General features: G+C 63.3%; 3 protein-coding genes. 2 read left to right on the plus strand and 1 reads right to left on the minus strand.

Annotated features, from left to right (window positions below):
• Window positions 1-226 precede the first annotated feature (226 nt).
• Together GWG67_RS18520 and GWG67_RS18525 are read left to right on the plus strand one after the other, a co-directional pair.
• Window positions 227-9,334, plus strand: coding sequence for a hypothetical protein (locus tag GWG67_RS18520; protein WP_342761048.1), 9,108 nt, complete (start codon window positions 227-229; stop codon window positions 9,332-9,334).
• Between the two features lie 139 nt (window positions 9,335-9,473).
• On the plus strand, window positions 9,474-11,705 hold the full coding sequence (locus GWG67_RS18525; protein WP_275170782.1) for a CHASE2 domain-containing protein: 2,232 nt from the start codon (window positions 9,474-9,476) through the stop codon (window positions 11,703-11,705).
• A 275-nt stretch (window positions 11,706-11,980) separates the two neighbouring features.
• On the opposite strand, the gene GWG67_RS18530 is transcribed toward GWG67_RS18525, so the two are convergent.
• Complete coding sequence (locus GWG67_RS18530) at window positions 11,981-13,576, minus strand: ABC transporter substrate-binding protein (protein ID WP_275170783.1); 1,596 nt, start codon at window positions 13,574-13,576, stop codon at window positions 11,981-11,983.
• Window positions 13,577-13,784 lie beyond the last annotated feature (208 nt).

Here is a 13,784-nt window from a genome sequence, read left to right on the forward strand (position 1 = left end):
CGCTTGGTGATGCGAAATCACACAAGCAATAGGTGGTTTCGCTAAGGACTTGGTAATGATATGCAAGTTTAGGCGAGCGATACTTACTTAGATTTTAACTCCTTTTTTGGTGCCCGGATTGAATTACGCTGGCAAATTTGACGCCGCGATTTCCTTGGACGGCTTGGGTTCCCGATCGCCCGCCGATGGCCATGTCGATTCCTTTATCGCGAAGGCACACGGTCAAGTGCCTGATGGCGCATTCGTGGTTCCCGACCCGAACCTGATCTTCAACGGCGATTTCAAGCGCGCCGGTCTCGACCTTGTGCTGTCCCATGATGGGCACGAATTCGTCGTTCACGATTATTTCAGGGGCGACAAGCGCGCGGCGATCGCCTCACCCGACGGCGCGCACCTCACCGGGGACGTCGTCAACGCACTCACCGGCCATGTGCAATATGCGCAGGCCGCTTCCGGCATTGCCGCCGCCCAGGTCATCGGCCACGTCACGAAGCTCTCCGGCAGCGCGACCGCGGTCCGCAACGGCGTCTCCGTCATCCTGAACAACGGCGACAACGTCGAGAAGGGCGACGTGGTCTCGACCGGTGGCGACTCGACGCTCGGCATCACGTTCATCGACGGCACGGTGTTCGGCCTGTCCTCTAATGCGCGGATGGTGCTGAACGAGATGGTCTACGACCCCAACGGGTCGAGCAACTCCTCGCTGCTGAGCTTGGTCGCCGGCACCATCACCTTCGTCGCCGGCGAGACCGCCAAGCACGGCGACATGAAGATCGACACGCCGGTCGCCACCATGGGCATCCGCGGCACGGCGGTGCTGACCCAGATCAACTTCGTTGTTCCCGCCGGCGGCGGCGATCCGCAGCCGCAGGCGAGCTTCCAGGTGCTGGTCGAGCCGAACGGCACCACGGGCTCCTACATCCTGTTCGACAAGGTCACGCTGCTGCCGATCGCGACAGTCAACCAGGCCGGCCAGATGATCCAGATCAGCGGCGGCAACGTCTCGATCTCCAATGCCCTGATGTCACCGGACATTCAGAAGCTGATCACGGACGTGTTCACGCTGAAGTTCACGGACAACAACAGCAACACCAAGCTGACGCAGAACTTCACGGACTCGATCACGCAGACCGGCAACATTGTCTTCATCAAGACGGACACCGGTGCCACCGCGACCGCGACCTTCACGCATCTCCCTGAGCCGACATCGCTGGGGTCCGGCCATGATCCGTCGACCAGCACCCGCATTCCCGGCCCGCCCCTTGCGCGCAGCCTCGATCTCAACGGCAATGTGCAGAAGGCGTTCGCGCTGACCGAGCGCGCGGACACGACCGGCGACACGACGCATTCCGACACGATCTCCGGCCTGATCACCTTCGACGACCAGAACCTGGGCGACCGGCCTACGGTGAGCGTGAGCGTCGCCGACGCGCCCAACTACGTCTACAAGGACGCCGGACTGCATGATGTCACCGGATCGCTCACTGCGCTCCAGAAGCAGGACATTGCGGCAACGCTGATCCAGATTGACGTGGTCGCCGGTGGCGGCAACACCAACCACGGCTCGGCGGTCTGGACCTACACGATTCCCGACCACGTCTTCGACTTCCTCGCGGCCGGTGAAACGCTGACGCTGACCTACAAGGTTCGCGTCAACAATAATTTCTCGGTCAATCCCGAAACGTCGTTCATCGACATCACCATCACGATCACGGGCACCAACGACAAGCCGGTGATCACCACCAGCGTTCCGGTCATCATCTTCGAAGGCGGCACCAGCGTGCCGGGTGGCCCGCTCACCAGCGATGTTCCGACGACGGGCACGTTGAGCTTCGACGACGTCGATCTCACCGACAAGCATACGGTGTCGGCGGCGTTGACCAGCGCGACCCTGCCGGATGGCACCGTTCCGCCGGGGCCGCTCGCGGCGTTCCAGAGCGCGATGTCAGTCGCGATCGCGGCGGGCGCCGACAGCACCGGGGACGGTACCGGCACCATCAACTGGTCGCTGGCTGACCTGCCGGTCTATCTCGCCGACTTCATCCCCAAGGGTGAGGTGCTGACGCTGGTCTACACCGTGACGCTCAGGGACGCGCAAGGCGCCACCTCGCAGCAGACCATCACCGTTACGATCACCGGCACCGATGCTCCCGCCGTGGTGTGGATCGCGACCGACAAGCCCGGCGCTCCCTCCGGCGGCTTCTGGAAGGACGCCGCGAACTGGGCGACCGGCACGGTCCCGACCATCAATGACGACGTCATCGTCATCACCGATCAATTGCACGGGCTGACGCCGTCCTATCCGGTGACGATCGACACCGCGGCCTACGCCAAGTCGATCACGATGAACGACTACGACACCACGGTCGGCCACACGGCGCCGGAAGTCATCAACAAGAGTGCGTTGACGATTGCGGGCGAGGTCAGCCTCAAGGCCGATTCGAAGCTCACAAATTTCACGGCAAGCACGATCTCGGTTGGTGGCAAGGCCGAGTTCCTGGACAGTAGCGTGCTCACCAATGCCGGCTATCTGACGCTCAAGGGCGGCGGCGATTTCGCCAGCGGTACCACGATAACCAATTCCGGCACGATCGAGCTGTTCGGCGGCACGTTGACGACGCTCGCCACGATCCACAATGCCGGCGGCACGCTGAAGGCCGATGCCGGCACGACGCTGATTGTCGACAGCGCGACGGTCGACGGTGGCACCGTGACGATTCTCGGCACGCTAGAGCTCGACGGCACCAGCCTGATCGAGAACGGCACGCTGAACAATTCAGGGGCAGTCAACGTCAAGGGCACAGCGGAGTTCGCCCACGAGACCGTCTCCAACGCCTCCGGCGGCACGATCAAGGTGCTGGCGAATGGCTGGCTGACGATCGACCAGGGCTCGACAGTCGCCAACAGCGGCAACGTCACGGTCGATGCGACCGGCAAGCTGACGGTGAACGGGGCCACGATCAGCGGCGGCGGCACGGTCACCGATAACGGCGAGATTGATCTCACCGGCGCTGCGGTGCTGAGTGGCGGCACCCTGAACAACAATGCAGTGTTCAAGGTCAGCGGCACCGGCAACGCGCTCCACCACGAGACGATCACGAATGCGACCACTGGCACGATCGAAGTGCTGGCGAACGGCGCGCTGACGATCGACCAGGGTTCGACCGTCGCGAATGCCGGCAACGTCACGGTCGATGCCAACGGCAAGCTGACGGTCAACGGCGCCACCATCAGCGGTGCTGGGACCGTCACCGGCAACGGCGAGATCGACCTGACCGGCGCTGCGGTGCTGAGCGGCGGCATCCTGAACAACAATGCAGTGTTCAAGGTCAGCGGCACCGGCAACGCGCTCCACCACGAGACGATCACGAATGCGACCACTGGCACGATCGAAGTGCTGGCAAACGGCGCGCTGACGATCGACCAGAGTTCGACCGTTGCCAACACCGGCAACATCACGGTCGATGCCAACGGCAAGCTGACGGTGAACGGGGCCACGATCAACGGTGCCGGGACTGTCACCGGCAATGGCGAGATCGACCTCACCGGCGCTGCGGTGCTGAGTGGCGGCACCCTGAACAACAATGCCGCTTTCAAGGTCAGTGGCACCGGCAATGCGCTGGACGGCGAGACTATCACCAATACCGGCACGATCGAGGTGCTTGCCAATGGCGCCTTGACGATCGATCAGGGCTCGACAGTCGATAATTCCGGCGGCAACCTCATCGTCGATGGCAATGCCGCACTGAGGCTGGACGACGCCACGATCAGCGGCGGTGCCGTCAAGGGCGGCGGCACGATCGATGTTACCGGCGCCAGCAAGATCGACGGGGGAGCTATCCTCAGCGTCGCCGCCGTCACCGCCGACGCCGAGTTGACTCTGGATGGCGTCACCGTCTCCACGGTCATCACTGACAAGTCCAGTATTGCGCTCGATAACACCGTCAAACTCAAGGACGGCGCCACGATCAAGGGTGTCTCGACCGCGTCCAAGGGCGCGATCACCAACAACGGCATGCTCGAGATCGCGGGTGCCGCGACGCTGCTCAACGACGTCCTCACCAACACCGGCCACATCGTCAAGATCGACGCCGGCCAGACGCTGACGCTGTCTGGCACCGAGGTATCAGGCGGCACCATCAATAACCACAGCGGTACGATCGACGTCACGGGCGACAGCAAGATCGACGGCAATGCCACGCTGAACCAGGGCGCTGTGACGGTCGGGAGCGGCGTCACGCTGATGCTCGACGATACGACAGTTGCGGGAGCCACGATCAGCAGTGGTGGCACCGTCAAGGTAGATGCGAGCAAAAACCTGACCCTGTCGGGCGCGACCATCGACGGCGGTACGGTGACGATCGCGGGCACGCTGGAATCGACCGGCACGAGCGTTGTCGACAGCGCGGATGTCACCAACAGCGGCACGATCTCCGTCACCAGCGGCGCGCTGACGATCGATCCCGGCATTCTCCACGCCATCACCAATCACGGCCTGATCGAGGCGGTGACCGGCGGCGCGTTGAAGCTGACGACCGCCATAGTCACCAACACCGGCGCAACGATCGCGGTCGACGGCACATCGAAGCTTTATCTGTCGGATGTCTCGATCAACGGCGGCAGCCTGAGCAATTTGGGTAACCTCTACAGCGTCTCCGGCCTCAATACGATCACGGCTGGCGTCACCAACACCGGCGCCATCGAAGTCCAGACCGGCACGCTCAACCTCGCCGGTGGCCTCAGTGGTGTCGGCTCGGTGATCATCGACGATGGTGCGACGCTTGAGCTCGCGGGGGCGACGGCGCAGACCATTGCCTTCGCCGGTGGCGTCGACACGCTGCAACTCGACAAGGTGGCGGGCCAGAGCTTCACTGGCACTATTGCCGGCCAGTCGACGAAAGCCGGCACGTTCACGATCAAGGGCGCGGCCGATATCACGACAGCGAGCGGCGATGCACTCGACTTCACCGCATCGGGCGGCACATCGGCAACGCCCGCCGGCATCGTTCTCACGCCCACCGGCGCACTGACTGGCGCGGCCAACGGCGTCGCGGTCACCCAGAACGGCACCGGCGATATCTCGTTCACGGCTACCGGCGACATCAAGGGCCTCGCCGGCCACGGCATGTGGCTGCGCGACAGCGCGACCGGCGCGGGCGATATCACCGTCAACAATCTCACCGGCAAGGCGACCGGCACCGGCGCGAATTCGGTCGGCGTTCTTGTCGAGAATTTGAACAGCGCCAGCGCCGGCGGCATTTCGATCACCCAGCTCGGCGGCGCTGTTGGTGGCGCATACGGCATCGACGCGGTTACGCAGGGCGGCGGCGACATCACCATCAACGCCGGCGGCGTGATCACCGGCAGCTCGATCTATGGTATCCGGTCGCGCAGTTACGGCGCCGGTGACCAGACCGTCACTACCAAGGTCGGCAGCGTCGTCACCTCGGGCAGTTCCGGTATCGTCGCCGTCAACCGATCAAACGTGCTCGGCGCGGCATCCGCCAGCACCATCACCGTCAGTGCCTACGGCACGATCAATTCCGGCAGCAGCCTGAATCTCGGCGGCAATCCGCCAGGCGGCATCGAGGCCGGCTACACCGGTGCCACCAATGGCACTAACGCCAACACCGCGGTCAACGGCACGGTCGTCGTCAACAACCATGCCAACATCACCGCGTTGGCCGGTCACGGCATCAACGCCTATAATTACGGGAACGGCGACGTCACGGTGATCAGCTTTGCCGAGACGACGATCTCTGCGTCGGGTTCCGAGAGCGTCGGCATCAACGCCGCGGCATTGAGCGGCGGCATCGGCGACGTGACGGTCGTGCTCGGCCAGAATGTCACGATCTCGGGTGCGACGAGCTACGGCATCAGGGCCTACAGCATCGATGCGGGTGACATCAGCGTCACCATGGCGAACGGCGACAGTATCACGTCTGGCAGCACCGGTATCGTGGCGGTCAACTACGCCACTACGATCGCTGCCGGCATCGGGAGCACGATCTCCGTCGAGGCGCATGGCACGATCCACTCCGGCTCGACCTCGAACAACGACGGCACCACTCCCGGCGGGATCATCGCCGGCTATAAGCCCGGCGGGACCGGCACGTTCTCGAATGCGGTCAAGGGCGACGTCACCGTCACGAGCGATGCAACGATTATCGCCGATGCGGGCTACGGCATCGAGGCGTTTACCTGGGGTGCCGGCAACCTCACGGTCACGACTGGCGCGACATCCTCGATTGCCGCCGCGGGTACCGCGATCGGCGCCTTCGATCACGGTGGCGGCGACATCAGCGTCACCAATAATGGCGCCGCTACCGGTGCGGTCGGCGTGCATGCCATCGCCAACGGCAGCGGCGGCGTCACCATCGTCAATCACGGTGGTATCACCAGCACGAGCCTCGCCGGCATCAGCGTGACGCAGAACGAAGTGGGCGCGACCGGCTCGACCCATATCACCAATACGGGATTGATCGTGGCCCCGAGCGCCCATGCGGCGATCTTCATCCAGGAGAACGCGACCGGCATCGCGCAGATCGACAATTCCGCCACCGGAACGATCGGACCTGCCGTCGCCTCGACTGTGACCGCCGCGACCTACGCCATCGTCGAGACCGGCGGTGCCATCACGATCAACAATGCCGGCCACATCAACGGCAATATCTCGGTCGCCAGCGCGACGTTCAATAACGAACTGGGCGGCACCTGGACGGTCGCCGGCTCGGGCGTCTTCGGCAACGCGTCGTCGATCGTCAACCACGGCGCCATCGACCTGCATGGCGCGTCGATCTCCGGGACCGGGCTGAGCGTCGAGAATTGCGCGACCATCGACAGTTGGGGCACGGCGTCGATCACGGGCACAATCGCCAATGCCGGCAGCATCGAGGTCCATAATGGGGCGCTGACGCTGTTCGGCTCGCTGTCCGGTGCCGGCTCGGTCACCGTCGATGTCGGCGCGTGGCTGAAGCTCGAGGGCACGGTGACGGCCACGCAAACGATCACGCTCGACGGCGACGGCGCCCATCTTCAGATCGATGCGTCGACCTTCGGCGGATCGATCGCGGCGTTGTCCGCGAACGACACAATCGACCTGTCGACCATCAAGTATGGGCTCGGCACCAGCGCGGTCTATGTCGCCAATTCCAATCCTGCGACCGGCGGCGTGCTGACGGTAACCGATGCGGACGGCAATCACATCAGCCTGGACCTGGCCGGCGCCGACTACAGCAATGCCCATTTCGCCGGGAGTGACGACGGCACCGGCCACACGCTGATCACGATGACCGATGACCACGCGCCGGCCTTCACCGCCGGCGGCGTGCTGGCGGGGGGCGTGTCCGAGCAGGCGGATGCCACCGGCGACTTCGCCACGTCCGATACGTCAACGCCCGCGACCGGCGCGATCGACTTCACCGACATCGACCTGACCGACCTTCCGACGGCACAGATCACCGGCCAAGCCGTGACCTCGCTTGGCGCCGATCACATCACCAACCTCACCTGTTTGCTCACGCCCGACGATATCGCGGCGCTCAAGAGCGGACTGACGCTTTTGCCGCAGGCTGGGCTGAACAATGGCACCGTCACCTGGAGCTATTCGATCGCCGACGGAGCGCTGGACTTCCTCGGTGAGAACCAGAGCGCCAAGGTAGTCTCCACCGTCACCCTTGATGACCACCAGGGCAAGACCGATACAACCGACGTCACAATCACGATCACCGGCAAGAACGATGCGCCTGCGATCACGGCGGAAACGAACGACCATTCCGGCGCAAACCTGCCCGAGACGAATACGCAACTGGTGAAGCATGGTACGCTGACGGTTTCGGATGCCGATACCACCGATCACGTGACGGTCGTGGTCGATCATCTCGATATCTATTTGGACGATGTGCTCCAGACCGGCTATGTCGGCGAGCCCTCGAGCGCGACGCTGCTCAACTATCTGGCCGTGCAGCCAGGGTACATTCTCGATGGCACCGCCACCCACGCCACGTTTACGTGGGATTTCAATTCAGGCAGCGAGGCCTTCGACTTTCTTGCCGCCGGCCACACGCTGTCGCTGCAGTACACGATCGTGCCCGACGACAGCCACACACCGACCGGCACCGGCAACGGCGTCCTCACCTTCAACATCGCCGGCAGCAACGATGCACCGACTCTGGGTGACGCGACGCTGGCCTCGGTCAGTGGCGATAACGCCGATCCGGGTGGGACCAAGGTCAGCGCTCTCTTCGACGGCAAGTTCGACGACACCGACGACAGCGCGAGCCTCCGAGCCATCGCGGTGACGTCCGATGCCGCGACGGCCGAGCAGGGTGTCTGGCAATACGAGATAGCCTGCACCCATCAATGGGTGGATATTGGGTCGGTCGCCGATGCGACTGCGCTGGTGCTGAGTCCGGATACGCTGATCCGGTTCGTGCCGGCCGATGGCTTCACCGGGACGCCGAATGCGCTGGGCGTCCATGCCCTCGACAACACCTATGTTGGCGACATCACGACGACATCCGCGACGGCGACGACCGATATTACGGCCATGAGTACCGACGGCACCGCGCCGGTGTCGGACAAGCTCACCACCATCAGCACGGAAGTCACGGCTCCATCCGGCGGCTCCGCGTCCGCGACCGGCCCCGTCATCGACACCGAGCACTTCCAGGTCGAACACATCGTCGAAAACAGCAACGAGATCATCACCGATCTGGTGGTCACCGACACCGATTCCGGTGCTGCAACGGATACTTTCACTGTCACGCTGGCGACCGCGAATCCGGATGTCAGCAGCGTCAGTGTTTACCCGGCGACCGGCACGCTCGACCAGATCAACGCCAGCCTCGCGGAAGGCGCCGGCATTACCTACGATCCAACCGGCGCCAGCACCGATGAGTACCCGGTGCCGCCGGACACCGACCAGATCACGGTGACTGTGACGGACACGACCACGAACCTCTCCGACACCGTGAACTTCATCTTCGTCGAGGGCGGCAACAGCCAGGGCGTTATCCTCGAGGGCACCCCCGGCAAGGACGTCATTTTCGCGACCGGGTCGAGTGACACGCTGATCGGTGGCGCTGCCAAGGACCAGTTCGTGTTTGCGCCGGCGTCGTCGCAGGATACGGTCCAGCACACTGTGAACGACTTCCAGGCCGGCCTAGACAAGATCGACCTGCGGCAGTTCGGCAGCATCAGCTCCGTGAGCGATCTCTCCGCGGCCGAGCAGGATGGCGATACCCTTCTCACGCTGGACAATCACGAGACGATCGTGCTGAAGGGCGTGGTTGCTCAAAACCTGCAGGCGAGCGATTTCATCTTCCACGTCTGATCGTCGCCCGGGGCCTTCCGGCCTGCAGCTTGACCGTGGAAAAAAATCCGCAAATCTCAACATCTAAGGAATGGCCAATTGCGGGCCGGCGCTCCATGATCGGCGCACGGCATGATGCGAGGCAGGAAGTCCAGCCACCATGAAACGTCTCAAGATCCTGCGGCGGTGGTTTGCGCGCAAGTTGGGGTTTGCGCGGCTGATGTGCCTTGCGCTGCTGGTGCTGTTCGCCGGCGCTCGCCTCTGGGATCCGCCGCCGATCCAGGAACTGCGGCTGCGCACCTTCGACATGTTTCAGCTGATCGATCCGCGCCACAAGACGGCGCGGCCGGTCACCATCGTCGACATCGACGACAAGAGCCTCGCCAAGCTCGGCCAGTGGCCGTGGCCTCGGACGCGGATCGCCGACCTGATCCAGAGCCTCACCAGTCACGGCGCGGTGGCGATCGGCTTCGACATCGTGTTCTCGGAGGCCGACCGGCTCAATCCGGACCTGGTCGCGAGCCAGATGCGCTACCTGGACGACGCCACCCGCGCCAAGCTGCGCGAGCTGCCGAGCAACGACCAGATACTCTCCGAAGCGATCAAGCGCTCGCGCGTGATCTTGGGCGAGACCGGGCAGCGGGCGATTTCGTCCGAGGTCGACAAGTCGCTGCCCTTTACTGGCGTCGCAACGGTCGGCGAAGAGGGTGCTGAGCGCTTCCTGTTCGAGTTTCCCGGGCTGTTGCGCAACGTGCCCGAGATCGAGAAGGTCGCGGCCGGCCGCGGTCTGTTCTCGATCAAGACCGAGCGCGACGGCCTGATCCGGCGCGTGCCGATGATCATGCGCGCCCAAGGCATGGTCATGCCCTCGCTCAGCCTCGAGATTTTGCGCGTTGTCACGGGCACGCCAACGCTGCTGGTTCGGACCGACAAGACCGGCGTGCGGGCCGTGCGTCTCAAGGGCGTGGAGATCCCAACCGACAGGAACGGTCAGCTCTGGGTGCACTATGCGCGGCAGGATCCCTCGATCTACGTCTCGGCGGCCGACGTGCTCGACAACACCGTTGCGCCGAACAAGATCGCCGGCAAGCTGGTGCTGGTCGGCACCTCCGCGGTCGGGCTCAACGACATCAAGACCACGCCGGTGTCCTCGACCATGCCCGGCGTCGAGATCCACGCCCAGGTGCTGGAGAGTGTGCTGAGCGGCGCGGTGATCTCCCAGCCGAATTATGCGCTCGGCGTCGAGCTGCTCGCCGCGCTCGTCATCGGCTTGCTCGTCATCATCTTCACGCCGAACCTCGGACCGGTCCGCCTCGTGCTTGCCGGCGCGACCTTCGCCGCGATCCTGATCGGAGTGTCCTGGTTCTTCTATGCGCAGCACCGCTATCTCATCGACTTCACTTATCCTCTGCTCTCGACCACGGCGATCTATCTGACGCTGATCTTTGCCAGCTTCGTGCGCGAGCAGCGGCAGCGCGTGCAGATCCGCGGCATGTTCGCGCAATACATGTCGCCGGTGCTGGTCGAGCAGCTCGCGCAGTCGCCGGAAAAGCTGGTGCTCGGCGGCGAGGAGCGCGAGATGACGATCATGTTCTCCGACGTGCGCGGCTTCACCACCATATCGGAAACCTACAAGCACGATCCGCAGGGCCTGATCGCGCTGATGAACCGCTTCCTGACGCCGCTGACCGACGTGATCATCGATCAGAAGGGCTATATCGACAAATATATGGGCGACGCCATCATGGCGTTCTGGAACGCGCCGCTCGACGATGCCGAGCACGAGGTCAACGCCTGTGAAGCGGCGATCCAGATGTTGGAGAAGATCGACGCGGTGAACAAGGACCGCGAGCAGGAAGCCATTGATGGCGGCCACGTCTACATCCCGCTCAATGTCGGTATCGGTCTCAACACCGGCATCGGCGTCGTCGGCAACATGGGCTCCGACCTGAAGAAGAACTATTCGGTGCTCGGCGACAGCGTGAACCTGGCCTCGCGCCTGGAAGGCCAGTCGAAGGAGTACGGCTTTCCCATTATCGTCGGCTCGAGGACCGCGCTCGCCGCCAAGGACAAGTTCGCGATCCTCGAACTCGACTTCATCATGGTCAAGGGCAAGACCGAGCCGGAGGTGATCTACGCCATCGCCGGCCGCGCGGACGTGATGCATTCCGGCGCTTTCCAGCGCCTGCGCAACGTCACCATCGAAATGCTCGCCTGCTATCGCAGCCGCGACTGGCAGGGCGCGCTGGACGCGATCGAACGCGGGCGCAGGAGCGAGGATGCCGACACGCTGGAAAAGCTGTTCAAGCTCTATGAAGTGCGCATCGAGGAATTCCAGGTCAATCCGCCGCCGGAGGGTTGGACCGGAGCCTATGCGCTGCTGACGAAGTGAGGGGGCGTTTGCTAATGGCCAAACCCTCCGTGTCGTCCCGGCGCAGGCCGGGACCCATACGCCGCAGCAGAAGTTGTTACGCCAGATCGGAGTTGGCTGTCGTCGCCGAACTCAACTCGGTGGTTATGGGTCCCGGCCCCCCGTGCGCAATTGCGCACTAGGCCGGACGACAGCGGTGTTCGAACTCGCAGGCCGTCGCCTCAATAAGAGGTGTCGTCCTGGCTTTCGCCAGGACGACGGTGGTGTTTGCGGAAGTTGAGTGCCGGCCTCGGCCCTCACTCCGCCGCGATCGTCGTGAGATCCTGGAACCAGTGCTGCGCCTGCACGAACTGCTTGACCTTGGGCGACAGCGCGTGCGGGTTGGTGTCGTGCACCACCCACACCAGCGTGGCGTCGTCGACGATCAGCGCGTGCGCCTGCGCCAGCAGCTCGTCCTGCTTGGTGCTGTTGAAGGTTTGCTTGGCCTCGTCGATCAGCGCGTCAACCTTCGGGTTCTTGTAGCCGCCCCAGTTGACGCCGACGGGCGCGATCTGGCTCGAATGGAAGAAGCGGACGATGGCGTAGAGCGGGTCGGAGGTGACATAGGCGATGTTGTTGGCGGTGATGCCGGCGTTCATCTCGTCGGCCGCACCCTTGCGCCAGTGCGTATAGAGTGTCTCGAGCTCGACGACCTTGAAATCGATATCAATGCCGATCTCCTTGAAGCTCTGCTGCAAGAATTCGTTCATCGGCAGCGACAGCATCTGGCCGGTGCCGCCCTGTGCGATGATGAAGGTCGCCTTCAGCGGCTTCGCCTTGGAGTAACCGGCTTCCTCGACCAGCTTCTTCGCCGCGGCGACATCGTATTTCAGCTCGAAGCTCGGCTTGCCGAACCAGGGGCTCGACGGATCGACCTGGCCCTTGGCGGGTTTTGCAAGCCCATTCATCAGTCCAACGACTGCCTCACGATCGATCGCGAGGTTCAGCGCCTTGCGCAGGCGGATGTCGGTCCAGGGCGAACCCGGCAGCACGCTCAGATGATAATTCCAGACATGCGGCGTGACGTTGTCGACGAGTTTCATGCCGGCGGCCTTGAGCTGCGGCACGGCATCCGGCGCCGGCGTCTCGATCAGATCGACTTGCCCGGCGAGCAGCGCATTTGTACGCGTCAGCGCTTCCGGCATCGGCACCAGCACGAGCTTGTCGACCTTGGGAATGCGCTTCTTGTTCCAGTAATCCGGGTTCTTGGTGAGCTCGGCGAGCTCGCGCGGCACCAGCTTTGTCAATTTAAACGGGCCGGTCCCCGAGGGCTGACTGGCGAACTTGTCCCAATCCTTGCCGAGCTTTTCGTACTGCGTCGGGCTCGACACCAGGAACCACAACATCTGATAGGGAAAGAAGGAATCGACCGTCTTGGTGGTGATCTCCACCGTGGAGTCGTCGATCTTGGCGTAGCTCGCGACCGACGGCAGGCGGGTCTTGACCTGGGCGCTCTGGCGCTTGTCGAATTGTGGCGCCTTGTCGTTGAGCACCTTGTCCAGATTCCAGATCACGGCATCAGCGTTGAACTCGCTGCCGTCGTGAAACTTCACGCCCTTGCGCAGAGTGAAGCGCCATTTGGTCTTGTTCTCGTCATCGACTTTCCACTCGGTGGCCAGTCCCGGCACCAGCTTTCCCGGGCGGTCGGCGACGTCCATCTCCCACGCCACGAGCGGATCGTAGATGGTGTAGGCCGTGAACTGGTAGGCGCCGGCGCCGCGATCGGGCTGGCCGGTGGTCAGCGGGATGTCCGCCATCGAGATGCCGTAGCGCAGCACCGTTTCGGCGCCCGCCGGAATTGCGGACAACGCCAATGCAAGCACGGCGAAACAGGTCGATAGTCGGATACGCATGGGCCAAAGCTCCGGGGAAGACTTCAAGGACAATCGGAGCCAAACCTGCAATCTTGATGCCAGAATAGGCAGCGAGGCGCTTTTGCCGAGGCGTCATCACAAGGACTTGTCGTCGCAGGGGCAATTTGCAGAAAAAGTTTCCCCATTGGCATAGCCATTGCATACGTTTGCATCAAAATTAGTCATCGAAGCCGGAAAAAGGATTGAG

The sequence above is a fragment of the Bradyrhizobium sp. CSS354 genome, from assembly GCF_029051725.1.
Taxonomy (GTDB): domain Bacteria; phylum Pseudomonadota; class Alphaproteobacteria; order Rhizobiales; family Xanthobacteraceae; genus Bradyrhizobium.